The organism is Streptomyces radiopugnans (assembly GCF_900110735.1).
Lineage (GTDB): Bacteria > Actinomycetota > Actinomycetes > Streptomycetales > Streptomycetaceae > Streptomyces > Streptomyces radiopugnans.
Genome location: NZ_FOET01000001.1, coordinates 935,478 through 961,141, shown reverse-complemented (window position 1 = coordinate 961,141; position 25,664 = coordinate 935,478). Strand labels below are relative to the sequence as shown.

Genomic DNA, 25,664 nt, shown 5'->3' with positions numbered 1-25,664 from the left:
GTCGATCGCCGGTGTCCTACCGGTCTTCCCGGTCTTCCAGGATCTCACCCGTGGCGGTGTTCACCGCCGGGGCGGCCGGGGCCGCCTGCGCCAGGGCCGCGGCGACGGCCTCGGCGGTCTTGCGTCCGACGCCCGGGACCTCGCAGATCTGCTCGACGGTGGCGGCGCGCAGCCGCTTGACCGAGCCGAAGTGCTTGACCAGGGCCTGCTTGCGGGCCTCCCCGAGGCCGTGGACGGCGTCCAGCGGGCTCGCCTTCATCGCCCGCGACCGCTTGCCGCGCTGGTAGCGGATGGCGAAGCGGTGCGCCTCGTCGCGGACCCGCTGGAGCATGTACAGGCCCTCGCTGGTCCGGGGCAGGACCACCGGGTCGTCCTCGCCCGGCAGCCACACCTCCTCAAGGCGCTTGGCCAGCCCGCACACGGCCACGTCGTCGATCCCCAGCTCGTCCAGGGCCCGCCGCGCGGCGGCGACCTGCGGCTGCCCGCCGTCGACCACGACCAGCTGCGGCGGGTAGGCGAACTTCGGCGGCCGGTTCCCGCCCCGCTCCTCGGCGGGGGCAGGCCCGTCCGGTCCGCCCCCCGGTTCCCCGGTTCCGGGGTCCCCTGTTCCGGGGCCCTCCGCTCCGGGGTCCTCCGCTCCGGGGTCCTCCCCGGTGGCCCACTCGCCCGTGCGCTGCCTCTCCTGGAGGTAGCGGCGGAAGCGGCGCGAGACCACCTCGTGCATGGAGCGGACGTCGTCCTGGCCGGCGAAGCCCCTGATCTGGAAGCGGCGGTACTCGCTCTTGCGGGCCAGGCCGTCCTCGAAGACCACCATCGAGGCCACCACGTCCTCGCCCTGGAGGTGGGAGATGTCGAAGCACTCGATGCGCAGCGGGGCCGAGTCCAGTCCGAGGGCCTCGGCGATCTCCTCCAGCGCGCGGGAGCGGGTGGTCAGGTCGGAGGCGCGCTTGGTCTTGTGCAGGGCCAGGGCCTGCTGGGCGTTGCGCCGCACCGTCTCCATCAGGGCGCGCTTGTCTCCGCGCTGCGGCACGCGCAGGTCCACGGCCGCGCCGCGCCGGCCCGCCAGCCACTCCGCGAGCGGCTCCACCGGGTCGGGCAGGGCGGGGACCAGGACCTCCCTGGGAACGGCGTCGCCGCTCTCCTCTCCGTAGAGCTGCTGGAGGGCGTGCTCGACCAGGCCGGCGGTGGTGACCTCCTCCACCTTGTCGGTGACCCAGCCGCGCTGGCCGCGCACCCGGCCGCCGCGGACGTGGAAGATCTGGACGGCCGCCTCCAGTTCGTCCTCGGCGACCGCGACCAGGTCGGCGTCGGTGGCGTCGGTCAGGACGACGGCGTTCTTCTCCATCGCCCGCTTCAGCGCCTCCATGTCGTCGCGCAGCCGTGCGGCCCTCTCGTACTCCATCTCCTCGGCGGCCCGGTGCATCTCCTGCTCCAGGCGGCGCAGGTGGGCGCCCGTGCGCCCGGCCATGAAGTCGCAGAACTCCTCGGCCAGCCGCCGGTGCTCCTCGGCGTCGACCCGGCCGACGCAGGGCGCCGAGCACTTGCCGATGTAGCCGAGCAGGCAGGGGCGGCCGATCTGGGCGGAACGCCTGAAGACCCCGGCCGAGCAGGTGCGCACCGGGAAGACGCGCAGCATCAGGTCGACGGTCTCGCGGATCGCCCAGGCGTGCGCGTACGGCCCGAAGTAGCGCACGCCCTTCTTCCTGGGCCCGCGCATCACCTGCACGCGCGGGAACTCCTCGTTCATCGTCACCGCGAGGGAGGGGTAGCTCTTGTCGTCGCGGTACTTGACGTTGAAGCGCGGGTCGAACTCCTTGATCCAGGAGTACTCCAGCTGGAGCGCCTCGACCTCGGTGGAGACCACCGTCCACTCCACGGAGGCGGCCGTGGTGACCATGGTGCGGGTGCGCGGGTGGAGGCCCGCCAGGTCCTGGAAGTAGTTGGCCAGGCGCTGGCGCAGGCTCTTCGCCTTCCCGACGTAGATCACCCGGCCGTGTTCGTCGCGGAACTTGTAGACCCCCGGGGAGTCGGGGATCTCTCCAGGCCTGGGGCGGTAGCTGGAGGGGTCTGCCATGGCGCCCACCTTACTGGCGGCGTACGACACGCAGGGCCGCCGGCGGCGCGCCCCGCCGCCGCACGCCGCGCGGGGCCCGTCACCAGCCGCGCTCGCGCCACTCCGCCAGGTGCGGGCGCTCGGCGCCCAGGGTGGTGTCGGCGCCGTGGCCGGGGTAGACCCAGGTCTCGTCGGGGAGCTCGCCGAAGAGCTTGGCCTCCACGTCGTTCAGCAGGGCGGTGAACGCCTCGGCGTCGCCGTGGGTGTTGCCGACGCCGCCGGGGAAGAGGCAGTCGCCGGTGAACAGGTGCGGATGGCCGTGGGGGTCGTCGTAGACCAGGGCGATGGAGCCGGGGGTGTGGCCCCGCAGGTGGCGGGCGGTGAGCGTGATGCGGCCGACGGTCACGGCATCGCCGTCCTCCAGGGGCACGTCGGTGGGCACCGGGATGCCCTCGGCGTCGTAGCGTCCGGCGTAGGTGCGCGCGTCGGTGGCCTGGACGACGGTGTCGAGCGCCTGCCAGTGGTCGCCGTGCCGGTGGGTGGTGACGACGGCGCCGATGCCGTCCTCGCCGATGAGGCTCAGCAGGGTGTCGGGTTCGTTGGCCGCGTCGATCATGAGCTGTTCGCCGGTGGCGCGGCAGCGCAGCAGGTAGGCGTTGTTCTCCATGGGGCCGACCGCCACCTTGGAGATCACCAGGTCGGTCAGCTCGTGGACGTCCGGCGGACCGCCGACCGCGACTTTTCCTGTGTACGGCATGGGTTCTGCGGCTCCTTCCGGGAGGGGGCGCGGGCGGCGATCAGTGTGTCAGAGGGGCGGCAGCGCGGGCAGGACTGCCCCGGAGGCGGTGAGTCCGGTGCCGTCGGTGCGGCCCGTGAGCCAGCCGACGAGCGCGGTGGGCGAGCCGGCGACGGTCACCGCCCTCTCCTCCTGCCCGGCCTCGCGGCCCGTGCGCAGGACCCGGCCGTCCTCCACCCTCATCTCCACGGGTTCCACCCCGGGGTGCCCCGCGAACCGCCTGGCCATGTTCTCCAGCTCGCGGTCGGTGAAGGAGGCGGGCATGTCCTCCAGGCCGTAGCCGATGCCGAGGTCGACGTGGTGCAGCTCGACCTCGATCCGGCGGCGGAAGGGGAGGGAGGAGGCGAGGTCGGTGACGCCGTTGCGCAGTTCGACGGTGGCGCCCCACTGCTCGCCGGTGAGCCGGGCCATCGCCTCGTCCAGGCGGGCGGCGCTGGTGCGCAGGTCCTCCAGCTGGGCCGCCAGGGGGCGGGGGGCGTCGCGCTCGATGTCGGCCTCGCGGGCCTCGGCGCTGAGGTACATGGGGCGGCCGGCCAGCACGTTGACCAGGGCGTCGGCGTTGCGGGCGAGGTGGGCGAGGACATGGCCGCGGGTCCAGCCCGGCAGCTTCGAGGGGGCGGCCAGGGCGGCGTCGTCCAGCTTCCGCAGGGCGGTCAGGAGACGGTCGGTGGACTCCCGCAGGGCGGCGGTGTCGGCGACCGGATCGGCGGTGGGGCCGGCGGAGCCGGCGGCAGGCACAGTCATGATCCAAAGCTATCCCCACCACTCCTTCGGGTGAAGGAGAAGAGGAAGACCCGTAAATCGAATGCACGTGCTATAGGCTCGCGATGCGCCCCGGGCACGACACCACGGCGGCGCTACCCCATACCCTTGGGCAGGGGCTCCGGGCAGGCGTCCGGCCCCCTACATCCCACACGAAAGGTGCCAATCGGCGTGGCCGACCGTCTCATCGTCCGTGGGGCTCGCGAGCACAATCTCAAGAACGTCTCGCTCGACCTCCCCCGCGACTCCCTCATCGTCTTCACCGGGCTGTCGGGGTCGGGCAAGTCCTCGCTCGCCTTCGACACCATCTTCGCCGAGGGGCAGCGTCGCTACGTGGAGTCGCTGTCCTCCTACGCCCGGCAGTTCCTGGGACAGATGGACAAGCCGGACGTGGACTTCATCGAGGGACTGTCCCCGGCGGTCTCCATCGACCAGAAGTCCACCTCCCGCAACCCCCGCTCGACGGTCGGCACCATCACGGAGGTCTACGACTACCTGCGGCTGCTGTTCGCGCGGGTCGGCAAGCCGCACTGCCCCGAGTGCGGGCGCCCGATCGCCCGGCAGTCCCCGCAGGCGATCGTGGACAAGGTGCTCTCGCTGACGGAGGGCAGCCGCTTCCAGGTCCTCTCCCCGCTGGTGCGCCAGCGCAAGGGCGAGTTCACCGACCTCTTCGCCGAGCTGCAGACCAAGGGCTACAGCCGCGCCCGGGTGGACGGCACCACGGTCCAGCTCTCCGACCCGCCGAAGCTGAAGAAGCAGGAGAAGCACACCATCGAGGTGGTCGTCGACCGCCTGACGGTCAAGGAGAGCGCCAAGCGGCGGCTGACCGACTCCGTCGAGACCGCGCTCGGCCTCTCCGGCGGCATGGTGGTCCTCGACTTCGTCGACCTGGACGAGGACGACCCGCAGCGCGAGCGGATGTACTCCGAGCACCTGTACTGCCCCTACGACGACCTGTCGTTCGAGGAGCTGGAGCCGCGCTCGTTCTCCTTCAACTCCCCCTTCGGCGCCTGCCCGGAGTGCAGCGGCATCGGCACCCGCATGGAGGTGGATCCGGAGCTGGTCGTCCCCGACCCGGACAAGTCGCTGGACGAGGGCGCGATCCACCCCTGGTCTCACGGGCACAGCAAGGAGTACTTCGGGCGGCTGATCGGTGCCCTGGCCGACGCGCTCGGGTTCCGCACCGACATCCCCTTCAGCGGCCTGCCGCAGCGCGCGAGGAAGGCCCTGCTCAACGGCCACCGGACGCAGATCGAGGTCCGCTACCGCAACCGCTACGGGCGGGAGCGGTCGTACACCACGGCCTTCGAGGGCGCGGTCCCGTTCGTCAGGCGGCGGCACTCGGAGGCGGAGACGGACTCCAGCCGGGAGCGCTTCGAGGGCTACATGCGCGAGGTGCCCTGCCCCTCCTGCGAGGGCACGCGGCTCAAGCCGATCGTCCTGGCCGTGACGGTGCAGGGGAAGTCGATCGCCGAGATCTCCGCGATGTCGATCAGCGAGTGCGCCGACTTCCTGAGCGCCATGGAGCTCAGCGAGCGCGAGAAGGCCATCGCCGAGCGGGTCCTGAAGGAGGTCAACGAGCGGCTGCGGTTCCTGGTCGACGTCGGCCTGGACTACCTCTCCCTCAACCGCGCCGCCGGGACGCTCTCGGGCGGCGAGGCGCAGCGCATCCGGCTGGCGACCCAGATCGGCTCCGGCCTGGTGGGCGTGCTCTACGTGCTGGACGAGCCGTCCATCGGCCTGCACCAGCGCGACAACCACCGGCTGATCGAGACCCTGGTGCGGCTGCGGGACATGGGCAACACCCTGATCGTCGTCGAGCACGACGAGGACACCATCAAGACCTCCGACTGGGTGGTGGACATCGGTCCGGGCGCGGGCGAGCACGGCGGCAAGGTGGTGCACAGCGGTCCGCTGAAGGAACTGCTGGCCAACGAGGAGTCGGTGACCGGGCAGTACCTGTCGGGGCGGAGGGCCATCCCGACCCCGGAGAAGCGCCGCCCGGTGGACCGCAAGCGGATGCTGACCGTCCGCGGCGCCAAGGAGAACAACCTGCGCAACATCGACGTGTCGTTCCCGCTGGGGGTGTTCACCGCGGTCACGGGCGTCTCCGGCTCGGGCAAGTCCACCCTGGTCAACGACATCCTCTACACCCACCTGGCCCGCGAGCTGAACGGCGCGAAGTCGGTGCCGGGGCGGCATGTGCGGGTGGAGGGCGACGAGAACGTGGACAAGGTCGTGCACGTCGACCAGTCCCCCATCGGCCGTACCCCCCGCTCCAATCCGGCCACGTACACGGGCGTCTTCGACCATGTGCGCCGGCTGTTCGCGGAGACGACGGAGGCGAAGGTCCGCGGCTACCTGCCGGGGCGCTTCTCCTTCAACGTCAAGGGCGGCCGCTGCGAGAACTGCTCCGGCGACGGCACGATCAAGATCGAGATGAACTTCCTGCCGGACGTGTACGTGCCGTGCGAGGTCTGCCACGGCGCGCGCTACAACCGGGAGACCCTGGAGGTGCACTACAAGGGCAAGTCCATCGCCGAGGTGCTGGACATGCCGATCGAGGAGGCGCTGGGGTTCTTCGAGGCGGTGCCCGCCATCGCCCGCCACCTGCGCACCCTCAACGACGTCGGTCTGGGCTACGTGCGGCTCGGCCAGCCCGCCACCACGCTCTCCGGCGGCGAGGCGCAGCGCGTGAAGCTCGCCTCGGAACTCCAGAAGCGTTCCACCGGCCGTACCGTCTACGTCCTGGACGAGCCGACCACCGGTCTGCACTTCGAGGACATCAGCAAGCTGATCGAGGTGCTGTCCGGGCTGGTGGACAAGGGCAACACGGTGATCGTCATCGAGCACAACCTCGATGTGGTCAAGACGGCGGACTGGGTCGTGGACATGGGCCCGGAGGGCGGCAGCGGCGGCGGCACGGTCGTCGCCCAGGGCACCCCGGAGCAGGTCGCGGTGGTGCCGGAGAGCCACACCGGCAAGTTCCTCCAGGACGTCCTGCCGCTGAGGCCGTGAGCGGCCGAGAGGAGAACACGACCATGAGCGACAGCTCTCCCGGCTCCCCCGCCCGCCGTACCGTGCTGTGCGGCGTGGCCCTCACCGGAGCCGCGGGTCTCGGCCTGACCGCCTGCTCCGGCGGGGGCGGCGGGCGGGCCCCGGCGGTCCCGACCGCACCCGTGGACCTCGGCGCGGCCGACGCCGTACCGGTGGGCGGCGCCCGGCTGTACCGCGAGAAGAGACTGGTGGTCTCGCAGCCCTCCGAAGGCGAGTACAGGGCGTTCAGCGCGGTGTGCACCCACGCGGGCTGCGTGCTGACCTCGGTCAAGGAGCTGGAGGCCGACTGCACCTGTCACGGCAGCCTCTTCGACACCACCAGCGGCGAGGTGCTGGCCGGTCCGGCGGGCGCGCCTCTTCCCTCGGTCCCGGTCAGGGTGGAGGGCGGCAGACTCGTCGCCGGCCCCGGCGACTGAGCACGGCCGGCCCCGTCGGCCGGCTGCGTACTCCGCTCCGCTTCCGCGCGTTCCCCGTGCGTCCGTTCGGTCCAACGGACGCACGGGGAACGCGTGTTGTTCCGGCGGTGTTCGCGCACGCCCTCTGGTGTAGACCGGTCGGCCTTGCCACCCTGTGGCGCTGGACGCGCAAAAGCGCGCTCTCTCGCAGCGTCTGTGGGTGATGTCGTGTCACGAAGGTCGCAGAGCAGAAGATCCTCCGGTCGGGCCTCGGTGGGCCTCGCCGTCCTCCTCGCGTTCGGGCTGGGGTCGGCGCCACCGGTCGCCGCCGTCCCCGTAGCCTCCGCCCCCGCCTCGCCCTCCCCACCCGTACGCACCGCCTCCGTCGCCTCCACCGCCGACGACGGCATGGAGCTGTCCCGCACCGTACGGCCCGTGGCACCCGGCACCACACTGACCTCGTTCGACCGGCTGGAGCCGGACAAGTGGCTGCGCGCCGACGCCCTCAGCGTCGATCTCGGCGGCGGCGCGGAGGTCGACTACCTGTCGGCGGGCACCGTCTCCGACCGCGCCACCGTCTCCGAACTGGCCACCGCGCACGACCCCGGCCCCGGGCGCCGCACCGTGGCCGCCTTCAACGCCGACTTCTTCGACATCAACGAAACCGGCGCCCCGCTCGGCCCGGGCCTGGACGACGGCGAGATCACCCACTCGCCCGTCCCCGGCGTCCATGAGGCGGCCGGTTTCGGCGCGGACGGCGCGGGCCGTGTCCTCGGCCTGTACTTCGAGGGCACCCTCACCCTGCCCGGCGGGACCGAGCCGCTGGCCGCGTACAACGCCGCGAACGTCCCCGCCGACGGCATCGGCGCCTACAACACCCGGTGGGGCCCGGCAGACCGCGCCCTGGCAGTGGACGGCGCGTCGCAGGTCGCCGAGGTCACCGTCGCCGACGGCCGGGTCACCGGCGTGGACGACTCCCCCGGAAGCGGACCGGTCCCCGAGGGCACGACCGTGCTGCTCGGCCGGGACGCGGGTGCGAAGGCCCTGGCCGCGCTGGCTCCGGGGGACGCGGTGAGCTGGGAGTACGGGCTGCGTACCGACGGGGGCGAGATGCCCCGCACCGCGGTCGGCGGCCGCGGCGTGCTGGTCGAGGACGGCGAACCGCGGAACTGGGACGGACGGCCCAACAACACCGCCGCGCCCCGCACCGCCGTGGGCTTCTCCCGGGACGGCTCCACGATGCACGTACTGACCGTGGACGGCCGCCAGGCCGCGTCCGGCGGCGTCACCCTCACCGAACTGGCCCTGATGATGGACGAGCTGGGCGCCCACAACGCGCTCAACCTCGACGGCGGCGGCTCCTCGACGCTGATCGCCCGCGAGCCCGGCTCGGACACCCCGCAGGTGGAGAACAGCCCTTCCGACGGCTCCGAGCGTGAGGTCCCCAACGGGCTGGCCGTCACCGCCCCCGACGGCAGCGGAGGCCTGGAGGGCTTCTGGGTGGAGACGGTCGCGGAGCCGACCGAGGCCCCCTCGGCGGACAATGTGCCCGGCGGCCATCCGGAACGGGTCTTCCCCGGTCTGACCCGCGCGCTCACCGCGGCGGGGCACGACGAGACGTACGGCCCTGCCGACGGTCCGGCGGCACGCCCGGCACAGACGGCCGCGCGCTGGCACAGCTCCCGCCCCGAGGTCGGCCGGGTGGACGGCGACGGTGTCTTCCACGCCCGCGCGTCCGGTACGGCCGATGTCGTCGCGCGCCGCGGTCACGCCCGCGGCTCCACCACCCTGACGGTGCTGGGCGCGCTGGAGCGGATCGCCCCCTCCCGGGAACGGGTCGGGCTCCCCGGGCCCGGCGTCGAGGCGCACTTCGGGTTCACCGGCTTCGACGCCGAGGGACGCAGCGCCCCCGTGGAGCCGTCGGACGTGGCGCTCGACTACGACCGCTCGCTCTTCCGCATCGACCCCGACCCGGCGCGCGGCGGATTCACCGTCGCCGCCACCGACGGCACCGAGTCCGCCTCCGGGCTGGTCAGGGCGACCGTCGCGGGGAAGAAGACGGTCCTGGCCGTCACCGTGGGCCTGACGGACCGCGAGGTGGCGCACTTCGACGACGCCGGGCAGTGGACCTTCAGCGCCGCACGCGCCTCCGGCTCCCTGAGCGCCGATCCCGCCGGGCACGACGGCACCGGGCTGCGGATGGAGTACGACTTCACGCAGTCCACCGCGACCCGCGCGGCCTACGCCAACCCCCCGCTGCAGATCCCCGTCCCCGGCCAGCCGCAGAGCTTCACCCTGTGGCTCAGGGGCGACGGACACGGCGCCTGGCCCTCGCTCCACCTCACCGACGCCGCCGGCACCTCGCAGATACTGCGCGGCCCGCACGTCACCTGGACCGGCTGGCGGCAGATCACCTTCGAGGTGCCCGAGGGCGTCGCCCATCCGCTGAAGGTCCGGCGGTTCTACCTGGCCGAGACCCGGCCCGGCGAGCTGTACCGCGGCGAGGTCGTCCTGGACGGGCTGACCGCCCGGACCCCGCCGGACGTCGCCCTGCCTGCCTCCGGCCCCCACCGGGACCCGCTGATCTCGACGGCCGCCGGCACGGCCGCCCGCGACTGGCGGTTCGCGGTGGTCTCCGACGCCCAGTTCGTCGCCCGCGATCCGGACGGCGAGGCGGTGCGCAAGGCCCGGCGCACCCTGCGGGAGGTGAGGGCGGCCCGGCCCGACTTCGCCGTGGTGAACGGGGACTGGGTGGACGAGGGCTCACCCGGGGACCTCGCCTTCGCCCGCCGGGTGCTCGACGAGGAGCTGGGCGACGAGGTGCCCTGGTACTACGTGCCGGGCAACCACGAGGTGATGGGCGGCTCCATCGGGAACTTCCGCGCGGAGTTCGGCGACGCACACCGCTCCTTCGACCACGAGGGCACTCGCTTCATCACCCTCGACACCTCCTCGCTGACCCTGCGCGGCGGAGGCTGGGAGCAGATCCGGATGCTGCGGGAGCGCCTGGACGCCGCCGCGCGGGACGAGGGGATCGGCTCGGTCGTGGTGCTGGCGCACGTACCGCCGCGCGATCCGACCCCGCAGCAGGGCAGCCGGCTGACCGACCGGCTGGAGGCGGACCTCCTGGAGGACTGGCTCGGCGACTTCCGCCACCGCACCGGCAAGGGGGCGGCGTTCATCGGGGCGCACGTCGGCGTCTTCCACGCCTCCCGGGTGGACGGCGTGCCGTACCTGGTCAACGGCAACGCGGGCAAGGCACCGGCCGCGCCCGCGGACGAGGGCGGCTTCAGCGGCTGGTCGCTGGTGGGGGTGGACAAGGGCTCCGGCCGGGACTGGATCTCGGTCCAGACCCGCGCCCATGTGGACGGGCTCTCGCTGACCGCGCCCGATTCCGTGGCGGCGGGCGGTGCGCCGGGGAGGGTCTCCGCGGCGGTCGTCCAGGGCGGCGGGAGCTCGGCGCGTACGGTGCCGGTGGGCTGGCCGCTGAGCGCGGACTGGACCGGCTCGCGGGGTCTGTGCACCGGGGACGCGGAGCGGGCGCGGGCACGGGCGGGCTGCGTCGCCTTCCTCGACCCGGTGGCGGGCACCCTGACGGGGCTGCGGCCGGGAACGGTGACCGTGGCGGTGGCCGTGAGCGGTGAGCGGCGGGAGCAGCGGGTCGCGGTGGTGCGGTGACGCGCGGCGGCGGTACGGCCGGGCGTGAGGCCGGCCGTACCGCCGCTTCGGGAGGGGCCGGCTCAGTCGCGCGGCGCGGCCTGCTCCTCCTCGCGCAGCAGCTTCCGGGACGCACGCAGGCTGGTGATCGTCGTGACGACCAGAACACCGCAGATGACGGCCAGCGACACCGGGGTGGAGATCTCCGGGACGTGCACGCCCTGCTCGTGGAGGGCGTGCAGCACCAGCTTGACGCCGATGAAGCCGAGGATGATCGACAGCCCGTAGGACAGGTGCACCAGCCTCTTGAGCAGTCCGCCGATGAGGAAGTAGAGCTGGCGCAGGCCCATCAGGGCGAAGGCGTTGGCGGTGAAGACGATGTACGGGTCCTGGGTCAGGCCGAAGATCGCCGGGATGGAGTCCAGGGCGAACAGCAGGTCCGTGCTGCCGATGGCCAGCATGACGATCAGCATCGGCGTCATCAGCCGCTTGCCGTTCTCGACGACGAACAGCTTGGTGCCGTGGTACTGGGAGGTGGAGGGGAAGCGCCGCTCGACCATCTTCAGCAGGCGGTTCTCCTCGTACGCCTCCTCCTCGTGCCCCGCGGCCTCGGCGCGGGCCTCGCGCACCAGCTTCCAGGCCGTCCAGATGAGGAAGCCGCCGAAGATGAAGAAGACCCAGGAGAAGGCGGAGATCAGCGCGGCGCCCGCCGCGATGAAGATCGCGCGCATCACCAGTGCGATGAGCACTCCGATCATCAGCACGCGCTGCTGGTAGATGGTGGGCACCGCGAACTTCGCCATGATCAGCACGAAGACGAAGAGGTTGTCGACGCTGAGCGACTTCTCGGTGATGTAGCCCGCGGCGAACTCGCTCGCCGCCCGCCCCTCTCCGACGGCGTACAGCCCGATGCCGAACAGGATCGCCAGGACGACCCAGACGATCGTCCAGATGCCGGCCTCCTTGATGGAGACCTCGTGCGGCTTGCGTCCGCCGATGAAGAAGTCGACGGCGATGAGGGCGCACAGACCGACGATGGTCAGCGCCCAGGTGGTCGTGGAAACGTCCATACGGGAATCCTCCGGCTCCGGTTGCCGGAGGTCTCCTCCGCCCGGGACCCGATCGGTCCGCGGGCCGACGCCCCGGGGCCGGTCACACCCGGCCCGTACTGACGGGAACGCCGCACACGGGAGTACTCCCCTCCGCTCAAGGCAGGGTAAAGCAGAGCCAAGGAAAGGCAAAGCCGGGGGTCCGAAGCCCGCCTCGTCAGCGGCCGTACCTGCGGCGGGCCTCGGCCACCTGCCCCAGCGCCCTGGACAGGACCCGGCTGCCCCCGGGCACCAGGGGCGGCTCGTACGTCCACGCGTGGCCGACCCAGGGGTCGGCGAGGTGGTCGTCGGGCACGGGGGTGATCCTCAGCAGCGACCGCCACAGCGGATCGAGCACGGGGCCGTACTCCCGCGCCTCCTCCCGGTCGGCGACCATCATCAGGTGGACCCCGACGGACGGCCCCTCGTCCGCGAGGTAGCGCAGCCGGGTGACGGCGCGGTCGTCGAAGCCGTGCGGGAAGTCGTGGACGATCAGCAACTGCTCGGCGGGGTCCACGTCCGGCGGGAGCGCGTCGGTGGCGCCGGTGCGCACCGCCATCTGCACCAGGTCGACGCGGCGGGTCAGCCCGGCGAGTACCGAGGCGACGCCCTGCGGGCCCGTGGCGGGCGGCTCGCGCAGCGCTCCGGACTCCGACAGCGGGGCCAGGGTGGGCGCGGCGGCGCCGGTGGGGTCGAGCGCGTGCACGGTGAAGTCGCCGACCGGGTGGACGGCGAGCAGCCGGCCGGCGACGGCGGTGGCCAGCTCGCCCGCCAGGCGGCGCGTCTCGTGCGGGTCGGCCGTGAGGGAGGCCGCCGAACGGGTGCGCCCGGCGTCGATCCACAGCCCCCGCTCCAGCGGCAGCCGCATCAGCATGGGGATGCGCAGGCCGCTGTGCTCGGGAAGGCCGAGGTCGCCCAGGCGCACCGCCATCGGTGTCTCCACGGGCACCTGGTAGGCGTGCCAGACGGGGCTGTCCCAGCGGGCGAAGGCGGGCGGCAGGGCCGGCTCGACGACCTCGGACTCGGCGGTGAGCTGGGCGAGATCGCGCTCGAAGGCGGCCCGGGCCCGGTCGGCGAGCTGGGCGTGGCGTTCCCGGGCCCGGGCGCGGGCCGTGTCCGCGGCGGCGCCGATCCGCGAGCGCGGGTCGGCCAGCGCCTTGTCCAGTTCCTGCTCCATGCGGGAGTCGGCGAAGTCGACCGCGCTGCGGTAGGCGGCGGTGGTGCGGGCCAGATCCTCGAACATGCCCCAGACCTGGTTGTAGAGCCGCTCCTCCATGCTCCAGCCCGCGGCGTCGCCCGCGACGGGCCGGGCGGGCCGACCGGGCGGGCCGGGTTGAGCAGGCGGTGGGGGCGGCGGCGCGGCCGCCGTACGGGCCGCACGGCGGGGGTGGCGGTAGTCCACGGGGCCCGCGGCGGGCGGAGGCGGCGCGGTCGGCGCGGTCGGTCCCCGGGAGGCGGGCCGGAGCGCCGCGGCGGTGTCCGGCGGCGCGTACGGGAGCGCGTCCGGTGCGGTGCCCGGCGCGGCGGGCGGTCCGCCGGCCGGCGCGGTGCGCCGGCCGCGGTCCTCGCCCCCGGTACGGGCCGGAGGCGGTGCCACGGAGCGGGCCGCCCCCGAGGCGATGGCCTCCTCGACGGCGGCGGCCAGCTCGCGCGCCCGGGGCAGCCCCTGGTCCTCCAGCATGGCGGCGAGCCCGCCCGCGTAGCCCTGGCCTACCGCGCGTACCTTCCAGGCGCCCAGCCGGCGGTAGAGCTCCACCGCGACGACGGCGGACTCGGTGCCGAGCCCGGTGATGGTGTAGCCGGCGATCCCGGTGCCGTCCGGGCCGGTGACGGCCACGACGGGGGCGGCCGTCGCTCCGAAGGAGAGCGGCCCGCCGGCACCGGTGGGCAGGGCGAGCAGCACGTTGACCCGGTGTACGGCCTCGGGGAGCGCCTCCAGGTCCACCGCGATCCGGTGGTCGGCGGCGGCCTGCCGCGAGACCTCCAGTCCGGGCAGGCGGGGGGAGGCGGGGTGGGCGATCCAGCCGGGTTCGCGCAGCCGTCCGTCCTCGTCGCCCAGCGTGGCCCCGGCCATGACCGGCCCTCCCGCGGACACCCGGATCTCCAGACGGCTCCCGGGCAGTGGATGGTTCTGCCCCCGGACCAGTTCGGCCGCCATCGCCGCGCCCCCTCCTGCGTGTGTTCTGCCGTGCTCCACCGCGGCCCGGCGCCCCCGGCCGGACGCGGTGCCCGCGGGCCCGCCCCCTGCGGCCTCCCCGCGGCCGTCCGCCGCCTGCTACAGCAGGGGGGTGATCGAGGGCATCAGGTCCTGGAAGGTGCGGCCGTTGGCCGCGGTGCCCAGGGCGGTCATCTGCCAGCCGTCGCCCTGGCGGTGGACCTTGGCCATGATCTGCGCGGTGTACTGGCCGCCGCCGGTGAGGGTGTAGCGCGCCAGTTCCTGGCCGTTGGTCTCGTCCACCAGCCGGCAGAAGGCGTTCTGCACCTCGGCGAAGGTCTGGCCGGTGAAGGAGTTCACGGTGAAGACGATCTGGTCGATGTGGACCGGGACCCGCTGGAGGTCCACCAGGATCGCCTCGTCGTCGCCCCCCTGCCCGGCGCCGCCGACGAGGTTGTCGCCGGTGTGGCGCACGGAGCCGTCGTCGCTCACCAGGTGGCGGAAGAAGACGACGTCCACGGGCTGCTGCCCGGCGAAGAGCACGGCCGAGGCGTCCAGGTCGATCTCCTGGGTGCGCCGGCCGAACAGGCCGCGGCGGGGAGCCGCCTGCCAGCCGAGCCCCATCCGCACCGCGGTCAGGGTGCCCCCGTCGGACTTCTGCAGGCTGATCGCCTGTCCCTTGGACAAGTTGACCGTCACGTGCGTTCCCCTCTTTCCAACCATTGCGATCGGCCGCCGTCTCCGGCGACTGCCACGAACCCTACGCACCGCCGTCGACGGCGCGGACGGGGCGGGCGGGCTTTGTGTCGTTCCTGCAACACTTCCGCACGGTCCTGCCGCCCCGCATCGCCTCACATCACCGCAGGCCCGCCTCCTTCATCTGCCGCAGCTCCTTCTTCAGTTCGCCGACCTCGTCGCGCAGCCGGGCGGCCACCTCGAACTTCAGCTCGGCCGCCGCGGCCCGCATGCGCTCGGTCATCTCCTCGATGAGCTCGGCCAGTTCGGCGGCGGGCCGGTCGGTGGGCCGGGCGGCCCCGCGGCCCCTGCCGCCTCCGCCCCGTGCGCCGTCGCCGTCCCCGCCGGCCGCGCGGCCGAGGTCGGGCACCGGTGCCTTGGCCCGGCGCTCCTCTCCCGCGCCCGCCTTGCGGTAGCCGCTGTCCAGCAGCTCCCGGGTGTCGACCTCCTCGCGCGCGATCGTCGCCACGATGTCGCCGATCTTCTTGCGCAGGGGCTGGGGGTCGATGCCGTTCGCCTCGTTGTAGGCGATCTGCTTGGCCCGGCGCCGGTTGGTCTCGTCGATGGCCTTGGCCATCGCCGGGGTGATCTTGTCGGCGTACATGTGCACCTGGCCCGAGACGTTGCGCGCCGCACGGCCGATGGTCTGGATCAGGGAGGTGCCCGAGCGCAGGAAGCCCTCCTTGTCGGCGTCGAGGATGGCGACCAGCGAGACCTCCGGCAGGTCCAGGCCCTCGCGCAGCAGGTTGATGCCGACCAGCACGTCGTACTCGCCGGCGCGCAGCTCGCGCAGCAGCTCCACCCGGCGCAGGGTGTCCACGTCGCTGTGCAGGTAGCGGACCTGGATGCCCAGTTCCAGGAAGTAGTCGGTCAGGTCCTCGGCCATCTTCTTGGTCAGCGTGGTGACCAGGACGCGCTCGTCCCTCTCGGTGCGGGTGCGGATCTCGTGCACCAGGTCGTCGATCTGGCCCTCGGTGGGCTTGACCACGACCTCCGGGTCGACCAGGCCGGTGGGGCGGATGATCTGCTCCACCACGCCGTCGGAGCGCGACAGCTCGTACTGCCCGGGTGTCGCCGACAGGTAGACCGTCTGCCCGATGCGCTCCAGGAACTCCTCCCACTTCAGCGGACGGTTGTCCATCGCGGACGGCAGCCGGAAACCGTGGTCGACCAGGGTCCGCTTCCGTGAGGCGTCGCCCTCGTACATGGCGCCGATCTGCGGGACGGTGACGTGGGACTCGTCGATGACCAGCAGGAAGTCGTCGGGGAAGTAGTCGAGCAGGGTGTGCGGCGGGGAGCCCTTCTCGCGGCCGTCGATGTGCAGCGAGTAGTTCTCGATGCCGGAGCAGGTGCCGATCTGCCGCATCATCTCGATGTCGTACGTCGTCCGCATCCGCAGCCGCTGCGCCTCCAGCAGCTTGCCCTGCTTCTCCATGCGGGCGAGGGTCTCCTCCAGCTCCGCCTCGATCCCCGCGATGGCCCGCTCCATGCGCTCGGGGCCCGCGACGTAGTGCGAGGCGGGGAAGACGAACAGCTCCCGGTCCTCGGAGACGACCTCGCCGGTGAGGGGGTGGAGCGTGGAGAGGGCCTCGATCTCGTCGCCGAACATCTCGATGCGGACGGCCAGCTCCTCGTACACCGGGAAGATCTCGATCGTGTCGCCGCGCACCCGGAAGGTGCCGCGGGTGAACGCCATGTCGTTGCGGGTGTACTGGATGTCGACGAAGCGGCGCAGCAGCGCGTCCCGGTCGATCTCCTCGCCGACCCTCAGCGGCACCATCCGGTCGACGTACTCCTGCGGCGTGCCCAGGCCGTAGATGCACGAGACGGAGGCGACCACGACGACGTCGCGCCGGGTGAGCAGCGAGTTCGTCGCGCTGTGGCGCAGCCGCTCGACCTCCTCGTTGATGGAGGAGTCCTTCTCGATGTAGGTGTCCGTCTGCGGGACGTACGCCTCGGGCTGGTAGTAGTCGTAGTACGACACGAAGTACTCGACGGCGTTGTTCGGCAGGAGCTCGCGGAACTCGTTGGCGAGCTGGGCGGCGAGCGTCTTGTTCGGCGCCATCACCAGAGTCGGCCGCTGGAGCCTCTCGATCATCCACGCGGTGGTCGCCGACTTGCCGGTGCCGGTCGCACCCAGCAGGACGACGTCCTTCTCGCCTGCCGTGACGCGCCTGGCCAGCTCGTCGATGGCCGCCGGCTGGTCGCCGCTGGGCCGGTAGGGGCTGACGACCTCGAAGGGCGCCGTCCTGCGTTCGATCTGGGTCTGGGGCCGCATGTCCACCACGTTACGTCCCCCCGCTGACAACCGGGGCCGGCTTCCGGACCCCGGCCGGAACGCGACCCGGGCGCGACCGGACCCCGGCCCGGACACGGCCCGGCCCGCCACCGGCGGGAGGGCTTTCCGTGAAGCGTTCAGGTTCTGTCCACTTCCCGCCCACGTAACCGGCCACCGATGCCGGAATGCTTCTGGAGTCAGCGCATCGAAGACGTGAGGAGTCCCCCGTGTCCCTACGCCCCGCTGCCACCGTCACCGGTTCACTCGCAGGCCTGTGCGCGCTCGTCCTGACGGCCGTTCCCGCCCAGGCCGCCCCGCAGACCGCACCGGAAGCCGCGCCGAAGGCCGCACCGGCGGCAGGGGCTCCCGTCCCGATCGCGCACCGCGGGGCCTCCGGCTACGCGCCCGAGAACACCCTGGCCGCCGTCGACGCCGCCCGCGCCCTGGACATCAGATGGGTGGAGAACGACGTGCAGCGCACCAGGGACGGCGAACTCGTCGTGATGCACGACGCCACCCTGAGCCGCACCACGGACGTCGAGGAGGTCTTCCCCGACCGCGCGCCCTGGAGGGTCGCCGACTTCACCGCCGCCGAGATCGCCCAGCTGGACGCGGGAAGCTGGTTCGACCCGCTGTACGCGGGCGAGCGGGTGCCCACCCTGGAGCAGTACCTGCGGCACCTGGACCGCACCGGCCAGAACCTGCTGCTGGAGATCAAGCGGCCCGAGCTCTACCCGGGCATCGAGGCCGACATCCTTGGCGAGCTGCGCAGCGAGGGCTGGCTGGACCGGCGGCACGTGCGGAGCAAGCTGGTTATCCAGAGCTTCGGGGCCGACTCGGTGCGGGCCGTGCACGACCAGGCACCGGCCGTCAGGACCGGCTTCCTGGGCACCCCCGCCGTCGAGGAGCTGCCGCGGTACGCGCGCTTCAGCGACCAGATCAACCCGCCCCACACCACCCTGACCGAGGAGTACGTGCGGCAGGTCCACGCCCTGAAGGGCCCCCACGGCAAGCCGCTGGAGGTCTTCACCTGGACGGTGAACAGCGCGGCGGCGGCCCGCCGGGTCGCCGCCATGGGCGTGGACGGGATCATCTCCAACTACCCGGACGTCGTCCGGGACGCCACCCGGGCCGGCACCGGGAACGCCGCCCGGGACGCAGTCCGGGACGGCGGGCGGGAGGACTCGCCGGAGGCGGCCCGCGAGGAGGCGCTGGAGGAAGCCCGGGAGGAAGCGCGGGAGGCGGCCCGGGAAGCGGGGGCCTCCTGACCTGCCGCCCACCCGGCCTGCCACCCCGGCCGCCGTACCCGCCGCGGGCCGATGTGCGCACAGCGGCCCGCGGCGGGAGGCGGCCTCCGTAGACTCGCCCCATGACCGAGACATCGGCCGAGGGCGCCACCGCGGCCCCGGTCTGGACCGTACGGGACACCCCGGTCGGCCCACTGCTGCTCGCGGCGACCGGCCGGGGGCTGGTGAGCGTCGTCTTCCACGCCGGGGAGCGGACGGTGCGCCGGTCCCTGGCCCGGCTCACGGCGCGGCTGGGCACCGAGCCGGCTCCCGGCGGGGACGGCGGGGACGACCCGGTCCTGGCCGAGGCGGCCCGGGAACTGGACGCGTACTTCCGCGGCGGGCTGCGGGAGTTCTCCCTGCCCCTGGACTGGTCCCTGACCTCCGGGTTCAACGGGCGGGTGCTGCGGACGCTGGCCGCCTCCGTGCCGTACGGCAGCACCGTCGGCTACCAGACGCTGGCCGACCGCGTCGGCGAGCCGGGCGCGGCCCGCGCGGTGGGCGTCGCCATGGGGTCCAATCCGCTGCCGGTCGTGGTCCCCTGCCACCGGGTGGTGGAGAGCGGCGGGGGACTCGGCGGTTTCGGCGGCGGGCTGGAGACCAAGCGGGCCCTGCTCGCGCTGGAGGGGGTCCTTCCGGCACCGCTGTTCTGAGCACTGCGCTCCGGGCCCGTCCGCGGGACCTGGAGCGCGGGCCCCTCCCCCGGTTCCCCCTGTGGCGAACCTCGCCTCCCGCGCAGCTCCCGCCCGGCTCCCCGGCCGCCTCCGGCTGGCAGACTTCCCCTCGTGAAGGACACCTCCCAAACCGCCGACGCCGCCGACGGGCCCTCGGGCATACCCGGTCCTCCCGCCGCCCCCCGCGGCACCGCCGCGGTCCCCCGCGGGGACGACCTGACCGCGCTGCGCCGCCGCACCACCGCCGTGCTCGTGGCCGGCCAGATCCTGGGCGGGCTGGGCGTGGCCACGGGCATCGCGCTGGCCGCCGTGCTGGCCGAGGAGGTCAGCGGTTCCGAGGGGCTGTCCGGCCTGGCGATGACGTCGTCGGTGCTGGGCACGGCCGTGCTGTCCCTGCCGTTCGCCGCCCTGACGGCGGCGCGCGGCCGCCGCGCGGGCCTCACCCTGGGCTATCTGGTCGGCGCGGTGGGCGGAGGTGTGGTGGTGCTCGCCGCCGTCCTGGGCAGCTTCCCCCTCCTGCTGCTGGGCACGGCGGCCTTCGGCGCGGGCTCCGCAGCCAATCTCCAGGCCCGTTTCGCCGCCGCCGACCTCGCCGAGCCCGCCCACCGCGGGCGGGCCATCTCCACGGTGGTGTGGGCCACGACCATCGGCGCGGTCCTCGGTCCGAACATCGCCGCCCCGGCCGGGCGGAGCGTCAGGGGTCTCGGCGTTCCCGAGGCGGCGGGCCCGTTCCTGTGGGGCGCGGGCGTCTTCCTGCTGGCCGCGGCGCTGGTGTTCGTCCTGCTGCGGCCCGATCCCCTGCTCACCGCCCGCGCGCTGGCCGCCGCCGACCGGGACGCCCCGGCGTCCGCCGAGAGCCGCTCGCTGCGCGCCGGACTCCTTGCCGTGGCGGCCTCGCCGAGGGCCCGGCTGGCCCTGGTGGCCGTCGCGGGCTCCCACACCACCATGGTCTCGATCATGGTGATGACCCCGGTCGACCTCGGTCACCACGGCGCCGGCATCGAGCTGATCGGCCTGGTGATCAGCGTCCACATCGCGGGCATGTACGCCTTCTCCCCGCTGATGGGCCGGCTGTGCGACCGCATCGGCCGCATATCCGTGATCTCCGTCGGCGTCGCGCTGCTGGCGTGCGCGGCGCTGGTCGCCGGCACGGCCGACGGCGACCACGTCCGGAGCGCCGCGGGCCTGTTCCTCCTGGGGCTGGGCTGGTCGGCGGGGCTGGTGGGCGGTTCCACCCTGCTCACCGACTCGGTGCCGCAGGCCGCCCGCCCGGCCGTCCAGGGGCTGTCCGACCTGTCGATGAACGCCGCGGCGGGCGCGGGCGGCGCGCTCGCCGGCCTGGTCGTCGCACAGGCGGGCTACGGCTGGCTCAACGCGATGGGCGCGGCCCTGCTCCTGCCCGTCGCCGCGCTCGCCCTGCGCCAGAGCCTGCGCCCTCCGGCCCCGGACGGCCGGTGACGGGCCCCGCCGCGGCGCGCGGGCCGGACGCGGAGGTCATCCCCTCGGGTACACCTGGAAGGCCACGGCCCGCCGTCCGCCGGTGCGTTCGGCGGACATGCCCATCACGCCGGTGACGAACTCACGGGCGTACTCGGCGGGTTCCCGGTCGCTGAGCGCCCCGATGTACGCGCGGTGCTCGGCGAGCGAGGCGACGGCCCGGTCCACGTCCTCCTCCGTCACCTCCACGGCGTGCGTCGGCTGCGGCGACCCCGCGACCGCCACCCAGCGCACGCCGTCCCAGGGCTCCAGGCCCTGGCCGGCCAGGTCGGTGAAGATCCAGCGGTTGCCGGCGTCCCCGGCCGCGTCCAGCGCCGCGCGGCCGACGGCCCGGTGGTCGGGGGTGTTCCAGTTGACGCCGCCCCAGGTCTCGTGGTGGTTGAGGGTGACGACCAGCTCGGGCCGGTGGCGGCGGATCGCGGCGGTCAGGTCGCGGCGCAGGGCGACACCCTCCTCGATGACCCCGTCCCGGTGGTCCAGGAACTCCACCCTCTCCACCCCGACCACGGCCGCGCTCGCCCGCTGCTCCTCCTCCCGCACCCGGGCCGCCCGCTCGGGCTCCATGGTGTCGATCCCGGCCTCGCCCCGGGTCACCAGCAGGTAGGCGACCTCCCGCCCGGCGGCGGTCCACCGCGCGATCGCGGCGGCGGCGCCGTACTCCAGGTCGTCGGGGTGCGCGACGATCGCGAGCGCGCGGTTCCAGTCCTCGGGCATGGGGCTGAGCCGACCGTCCACGGTGGCGTCCACGGTGGCCTCCTTCGCGGCAGCGCTGTGAGTCGGTTGTGCCGTACCGGGCCAGTATGCGCCCGGGTCAGCGCCAGCCGTACCGCCGCTGGAGGCTGTGCACGACCCGGTCGAACCTCGCCCGGTCCAGCGCGCACGCCTCGCGCCGCATCCCCTGCGGGTGGACGCGCAGCACCCGGTCCAGGTCCACCCACGAGTCGCGCCCGGAGCGGTCCCAGGGGCCGGAGCCGAGCGGCACCCAGTCGTGCTCGCCGTCCCGCCGCCTGCTGGAGAGCTGGACGGCCAGCAGGGTGCCGGCCGCCTCGCGCGCCACGACCAGGACGGGCCGGTCCTTGCCCCGTCCGTCCATCTCCTCGTACGGCACCCAGGTCCAGACGATCTCACCGGGGTCGGGGTCGCCGTCCGGATCGGGCGCGTAGACCGTCCGCACGGCGCCCACCTCCTCCGCCCGCGCCTGTGTCGTCGCGGTCGGCCCCCGGCTCCCCGGGGTGGGCCCGGGCCCGTCGGCCGCCCTCACCTCGTCCATCGCCATGGGCACACGCTATCGGCACCGCCGCCGTCGCCGGCCGGCCGGGCCGAGCGCGGCGCCTTGGCGGACTGCGGGGTTTTGGGGAGCATGCGTCCATGCGCAGCGATCTCTTCGCCTCCGAGAACATGGTCCGGCCGGCCACCGCCCCCGGCATGTCCCTGCAGAATCCGCAGTCGATCCGGTACGTGGTGGACGGCGAGTGCTACGCCCGGCAGGGCGCGATGATCGCCTTCCGGGGGGATCTGAGGTTCGAGAGGAAGGGGCAGGGGGTGGGGAACTTCCTCAAACGCTCCGTCACCGGCGAGGGGCTCGCCCTGATGTCCGTCCGCGGCCGGGGCGAGGCCTGGTTCGCCCACGACTCCGCCAACTGCTTCCTCGTCGACATCGACCCCGGCGACAGCCTCACCGTCAACGGGCGCAACGTCCTCTGCTTCGACGCGACCCTCCGGTACGACGTGAGGATGGTCAAGGGCGCCGGCATGGCCGGCGGCGGCCTGTTCAACAGCGTCTTCACCGGGGAGGGCAGGCTGGGCGTGGTGTGCGAGGGCACCCCCATCGTCATCCCCGTCTCCCCCGGCGCCCCGGTCTTCGTGGACACCGACGCGGTCGTCGGCTGGAGCGCCCGGCTGAGCACCTCGCTGCACCGCTCGCAGAGCTTCGGCTCGATGATCCGCGGCGGTTCCGGCGAGGCGGTCCAACTCAGGCTGGAGGGCGACGGGTTCGTGATCGTGCGGCCGAGCGAGTCGCGTCCGGGCGGCCAGGCGTCCGGCTGACGCGGCCTTCCCCCGCGACCTGCTGACGCGGCGGCGGTCCCGTGCGCCGCGGCGGGTGTGCCGGTACTCACACGGCACGCCCGGAAAAGGGCCGGGGCCGATACGGTGTGGGTGTGTTGTCTTCCCCCCGCTTTCCGTCCCCGTCCCCGCACAGGCTCTGCTGTTTCAACGGGTCCCTCCACCGGCGCCCCCTCCGGGCGCGGTGCCGTCCGGCTGCCGGGAGGGAGCACGCCGGGCGCCCGCCGGTCAGGGCCGGGGCGGAATCCGGGCGGACGGTCCTCTGCCCGCGGCTGTGCGGCCACCTGCCGCCTCCGCCGCCGGCGGCCCACTGACCGCCGCGTGCGACGGCCCGGCGGGGCGCCGCACGTGCGGTGCCCCGCCGGGCCGTGCCGGGCCGCCTCCGGGGGCGCGGCTCAGGAGTACGGGCAGTGCCGGACGCCGTCGAGGTACAGGCAGCCGCCCTCTCCCGTCCGCCAGGTGTACGCCTTCGGTTTCCCCTCCTCGGGGAAGGTCACGAGCGTGCTGTCCCTGACCTCGTAGCGGCCCGTGACCCTGGCCGTCCCGACCTCCTGGGTGAAGACGCCGTCCTCGTAGAAGCTGAAGACGGTGGTGTCGAAGTTGACGGACCGGTCGGTGCTCCAACTGCCCACCAGTTCCGGGGGGACGGACCGGCCGGCGGCACCGGCCTCCCCGGCGGCGGCGCCGCCCGGTCCCCCGGTGCCGTCCGTCTGACCGCAGCCGCCCAGCAGCAGCACACCGGCCGCCGCCAGTGCGGTCACAACCGTTCGCCGTGTCGTGCCCACGACCCCCGCCTCCAGTCCGCTCGTTCGGCGACGCACGGTACCCTCGCCGTCACTGCGGCGATGGCGGTGTGCGGGGATACGGCCGCCCCTCCGGGAAAGTCGGTCAGTTCGTCTCCCCGTCCGGGCGTCTGTCGGCGTACGCCGTCTACGACCGCGACGAGGCACCCCCTGCGGCGGTGCGGCGGGCGGGGGGCCTCAGCACCACCCGCTGACCGGGCCGTTGACGCCCGACCACACATAGGCGTCGCTGATCCAGGTGCCGTCGCTCAGCCTGTTCCACAGGCTCGTGGTGCCGTAGCGGCCGGTGTGCGCGGTGCCGTTGGCGGAACAGGAGACGGTGACCGTGGCTCCGTCCGCGGCCGATCCCGAGACCGCGTAACCGGTCCCGGGGCCGGTGCGCTTGTTGACGTATGTGCCCCCGTTGGCGTCGACCACGGCCTGGTTCAGACCCAGCGCGCCGTAGTTGTACAGGGTCCCGCCGGCGTTCACCAGCCGGCTGCCGTGCATCGCCGAGCCCTGGTAGGCGGCGGAGCCGTTGTAGATCACCCACTTGCCCAGGTTGTGGCCCGCCACCGGGATGTACGAGCCGTTCTGGATCAGGCCGAAGTGGACGTGGCGGCCGTAGGCGGCGCCGCCGCAGGTGACGTCCGTGCCCGTGTAGCCGAGGAAGGCTCCGGCGCCGACCCAGCCGCCGTTGGTGTTGATGTTGTTCCACAGGTGGTAGTAGTCCGTGGCGTAGCCGCGGTCGTGGACGACCCTGATCCAGCCCCGGCACATGGTGTAGGCCGTGCCCTGCCGGGCTGCGCGCACCACCTCGTCGCCGCCGGCGAAGTCGAGCGAACTCCACGGCGCCGCGCTGCCGCTCCAGCCGTGCGGGCCGCTGGTCATGACCGTGCCGGCGCCGACGGTCGTCGGCAGCGCCATGCCGGTGCGGTAGTCGCCGGCGCCGTACACGACCGCCCCGCCGCCGTCCCGGCCGGCCTCCTCGGAGGGCTTCGCCCGCCTGCCGTCGAGCCGGGCGAACAGGGGTTTCTCCTCGGCTTTGACCAGCGGGGAGCGCCGGGAGAGCTCGGCGAACCGCTCCTCGCCCTCGAGAGCGACCCGCCATGTCCCGCCCTCCCGCTCGGCGTGGAACAGCCAGCCCATGGGCATCCGCTCCGAGCCGGGCTCGGTCGCCAGCACGGCTGTGCCGAAGGCCCATCCTCCCGCGTCGCGGGTGACGTTGACGCGCGTAGTGTCGTGCGCGGCCGCGGCTCCGATCTCGGCGCGCCCGCGTTCGGCGAGGCGCTCGGCGACGGCCGCCTCCGGGCCGGCGTCCCGCCGGTCGGCGGAGGCGGCCCCCGCCGGGGCGGCCATGGACAGCGCTCCCGCCAGGGTCAGCACAGCGGTGGTGATGCCGGCGGTCCGCCGGGCTCCGGGTCTTCTCCAGCCGAACATGCGGTAGCCGAACACGTGGTCCTCCTCGGCAGCCGGAGGCACCGCTCGTGACGACACCCCCGATTTGAATGGACACCGTCAAGTTAGAAGGCGTCGCGACCTCTGCCAAGTACGCCTCGGAGAAATCCTGCCGGTCCGCCGGCGCCGCGGGGCCTTCCGCAGGAGCCCTCCGCCGGCGTTCAGCGCAGGCTCAGCCCGTACGCGGCCAGGACCTCGACGACGGGCTGGTAGTACGTGCCGCCGCCGTAGGCGCAGTTGCCGCTGCCGCCCACGATGATGCCGAGGGCCGTGCCGCCCGAGAAGGCGGGGCCGCCGGCGTCGCCCGGTTCCGAGCAGGCGTTCGACCTGAACAGCCCGTGAACGGCGCCGCCGCCGTAGTTGACCGTGATGTTGACCGCGGTGACCGTGCCGCAGCGCAGCCCGCTGGTCCGGCCCGCATGGCAGACGGACTGGCCCACGCGGGGGGTGGCGGCCCCGGTGATGCTCCGGACGGCCCCGCCGCCCAGGTTCACCTCCGGAGGGTAGGACAGGGAGGTGTTGGTGTAGCGGACGATTCCGTGGTCGTCGCCGGGAAAGCTGCTGCCCGCGGTGGTGCCGACCGGCACGGTCCGCGCCGCGTCGGCGTACCAGGTGGTCGCCCCGCCCGCGCAGTGGCCCGCGACGAGGCCGTAGTACGCGTCACCGCCGCGGGCGTTGAAGGCCACCGTGCAGCGGCGGCCGTCGCCGCCGTACAGCACGTCGCCGCCGCGCACGGCGGTCGGTGCCGACGGGACGGCCGGGGCGGGGGCGGCCAGGGCCGCGGGGGCGGCGAGGAGCACGGCGGCGAGGGCGGCCAGTGCCGTCAGGACGGTCACGGGAACGGGCGGGCGTCTCATGGTTCCTCCCGGTGCGGGCGGTGCCGGTGGATGCTGTCGTCACCCCATGCTGGGGAAGGCCGGCCGCTCC

Annotated in this window: 18 protein-coding genes and 1 pseudogene; 7 read left to right on the top strand and 12 right to left on the bottom strand. The window is 73.6% G+C overall.

The window, feature by feature from the left end; genetic code table 11:
• Positions 1-16 precede the first annotated feature (16 nt).
• The 3 genes from uvrC to BMY40_RS04150 all read right to left on the bottom strand — a co-directional run bounded on the left by uvrC (position 17) and on the right by BMY40_RS04150 (position 3,593).
• The gene (uvrC, locus tag BMY40_RS04160; protein WP_093655360.1) at positions 17-2,074 is read right to left on the bottom strand and encodes an excinuclease ABC subunit UvrC; all 2,058 of its coding nucleotides are present in this window, start codon (positions 2,072-2,074) and stop codon (positions 17-19) included.
• Between the two features lie 79 nt (positions 2,075-2,153).
• On the bottom strand, positions 2,154-2,810 hold the full coding sequence (locus BMY40_RS04155; RefSeq protein WP_093655358.1) for an MBL fold metallo-hydrolase: 657 nt from the start codon (positions 2,808-2,810) through the stop codon (positions 2,154-2,156).
• A gap of 48 nt (positions 2,811-2,858) precedes the next feature.
• Positions 2,859-3,593, bottom strand: coding sequence for a maleylpyruvate isomerase family mycothiol-dependent enzyme (locus tag BMY40_RS04150; protein ID WP_093655356.1), 735 nt, complete (start codon positions 3,591-3,593; stop codon positions 2,859-2,861).
• 189 nt (positions 3,594-3,782) lie between these two features.
• Here BMY40_RS04150 and uvrA point away from each other — a divergent pair.
• The 3 genes and pseudogenes from uvrA to BMY40_RS04130 form a co-directional block, all read left to right on the top strand.
• Positions 3,783-6,614: pseudogene (uvrA, locus tag BMY40_RS04145) on the top strand (excinuclease ABC subunit UvrA); the annotation flags it as partial.
• A 38-nt stretch (positions 6,615-6,652) separates the two neighbouring features.
• Entirely contained in the window at positions 6,653-7,084 is a 432-nt protein-coding gene (locus BMY40_RS04140) for a Rieske (2Fe-2S) protein (protein ID WP_093655352.1), read from the top strand.
• Positions 7,085-7,471: 387 nt separating this feature from the next.
• A complete protein-coding gene (locus tag BMY40_RS04130; protein WP_093655350.1) occupies positions 7,472-10,741 on the top strand; it encodes a phosphodiester glycosidase family protein in 3,270 nt (1,089 codons plus the stop codon).
• Between the two features lie 62 nt (positions 10,742-10,803).
• Here BMY40_RS04130 and BMY40_RS04125 read toward each other — a convergent pair whose 3' ends face one another.
• The 4 genes from BMY40_RS04125 to uvrB all read right to left on the bottom strand — a co-directional run bounded on the left by BMY40_RS04125 (position 10,804) and on the right by uvrB (position 16,976).
• A complete protein-coding gene (locus BMY40_RS04125; protein ID WP_093655348.1) occupies positions 10,804-11,790 on the bottom strand; it encodes a TerC family protein in 987 nt (328 codons plus the stop codon).
• A 196-nt stretch (positions 11,791-11,986) separates the two neighbouring features.
• The gene (locus BMY40_RS04120) at positions 11,987-13,966 is read right to left on the bottom strand and encodes a TerD family protein (protein WP_093655346.1); all 1,980 of its coding nucleotides are present in this window, start codon (positions 13,964-13,966) and stop codon (positions 11,987-11,989) included.
• 117 nt (positions 13,967-14,083) lie between these two features.
• Positions 14,084-14,662 carry a TerD family protein gene (locus BMY40_RS04115; RefSeq protein ID WP_093655344.1) on the bottom strand — a complete coding sequence of 193 codons (579 nt, stop codon included), beginning with the start codon at positions 14,660-14,662 and terminating at the stop codon, positions 14,084-14,086.
• Between the two features lie 157 nt (positions 14,663-14,819).
• The gene (gene uvrB, locus BMY40_RS04110) at positions 14,820-16,976 is read right to left on the bottom strand and encodes an excinuclease ABC subunit UvrB (protein WP_093655819.1); all 2,157 of its coding nucleotides are present in this window, start codon (positions 16,974-16,976) and stop codon (positions 14,820-14,822) included.
• A gap of 227 nt (positions 16,977-17,203) precedes the next feature.
• On the opposite strand from uvrB, the gene BMY40_RS04105 reads away from it, so the two are divergent.
• The 3 genes from BMY40_RS04105 to BMY40_RS04095 all read left to right on the top strand — a co-directional run bounded on the left by BMY40_RS04105 (position 17,204) and on the right by BMY40_RS04095 (position 20,394).
• Positions 17,204-18,244, top strand: a complete 1,041-nt coding sequence (locus BMY40_RS04105; RefSeq protein WP_425443068.1) for a glycerophosphodiester phosphodiesterase — start codon at positions 17,204-17,206, stop codon at positions 18,242-18,244.
• A gap of 101 nt (positions 18,245-18,345) precedes the next feature.
• Complete coding sequence (locus BMY40_RS04100; protein ID WP_093655340.1) at positions 18,346-18,915, top strand: methylated-DNA--[protein]-cysteine S-methyltransferase; 570 nt, start codon at positions 18,346-18,348, stop codon at positions 18,913-18,915.
• A 180-nt stretch (positions 18,916-19,095) separates the two neighbouring features.
• Positions 19,096-20,394 (top strand): MFS transporter, encoded by a 1,299-nt coding sequence (locus tag BMY40_RS04095; protein WP_425443075.1) that lies wholly within the window; start codon positions 19,096-19,098, stop codon positions 20,392-20,394.
• 36 nt (positions 20,395-20,430) lie between these two features.
• On the opposite strand, the gene BMY40_RS04090 is transcribed toward BMY40_RS04095, so the two are convergent.
• Entirely contained in the window at positions 20,431-21,147 is a 717-nt protein-coding gene (locus tag BMY40_RS04090; RefSeq protein ID WP_093655815.1) for a PIG-L deacetylase family protein, read from the bottom strand.
• A 97-nt stretch (positions 21,148-21,244) separates the two neighbouring features.
• Complete coding sequence (locus BMY40_RS04085) at positions 21,245-21,703, bottom strand: type II toxin-antitoxin system PemK/MazF family toxin (RefSeq protein ID WP_093655813.1); 459 nt, start codon at positions 21,701-21,703, stop codon at positions 21,245-21,247.
• Positions 21,704-21,801: 98 nt separating this feature from the next.
• Here BMY40_RS04085 and BMY40_RS04080 point away from each other — a divergent pair, with 98 nt between their 5' ends.
• The gene (locus tag BMY40_RS04080; protein WP_093655338.1) at positions 21,802-22,479 is read left to right on the top strand and encodes an AIM24 family protein; all 678 of its coding nucleotides are present in this window, start codon (positions 21,802-21,804) and stop codon (positions 22,477-22,479) included.
• A 413-nt stretch (positions 22,480-22,892) separates the two neighbouring features.
• Here BMY40_RS04080 and BMY40_RS04075 read toward each other — a convergent pair whose 3' ends face one another.
• From BMY40_RS04075 to BMY40_RS04065, 3 genes are all read right to left on the bottom strand, one after another.
• The gene (locus tag BMY40_RS04075) at positions 22,893-23,258 is read right to left on the bottom strand and encodes a hypothetical protein (RefSeq protein ID WP_093655336.1); all 366 of its coding nucleotides are present in this window, start codon (positions 23,256-23,258) and stop codon (positions 22,893-22,895) included.
• A 219-nt stretch (positions 23,259-23,477) separates the two neighbouring features.
• Positions 23,478-24,734, bottom strand: coding sequence for a hypothetical protein (locus BMY40_RS04070; protein WP_218158222.1), 1,257 nt, complete (start codon positions 24,732-24,734; stop codon positions 23,478-23,480).
• 164 nt (positions 24,735-24,898) lie between these two features.
• Positions 24,899-25,594 (bottom strand): S1 family peptidase, encoded by a 696-nt coding sequence (locus tag BMY40_RS04065; RefSeq protein WP_093655334.1) that lies wholly within the window; start codon positions 25,592-25,594, stop codon positions 24,899-24,901.
• Positions 25,595-25,664 lie beyond the last annotated feature (70 nt).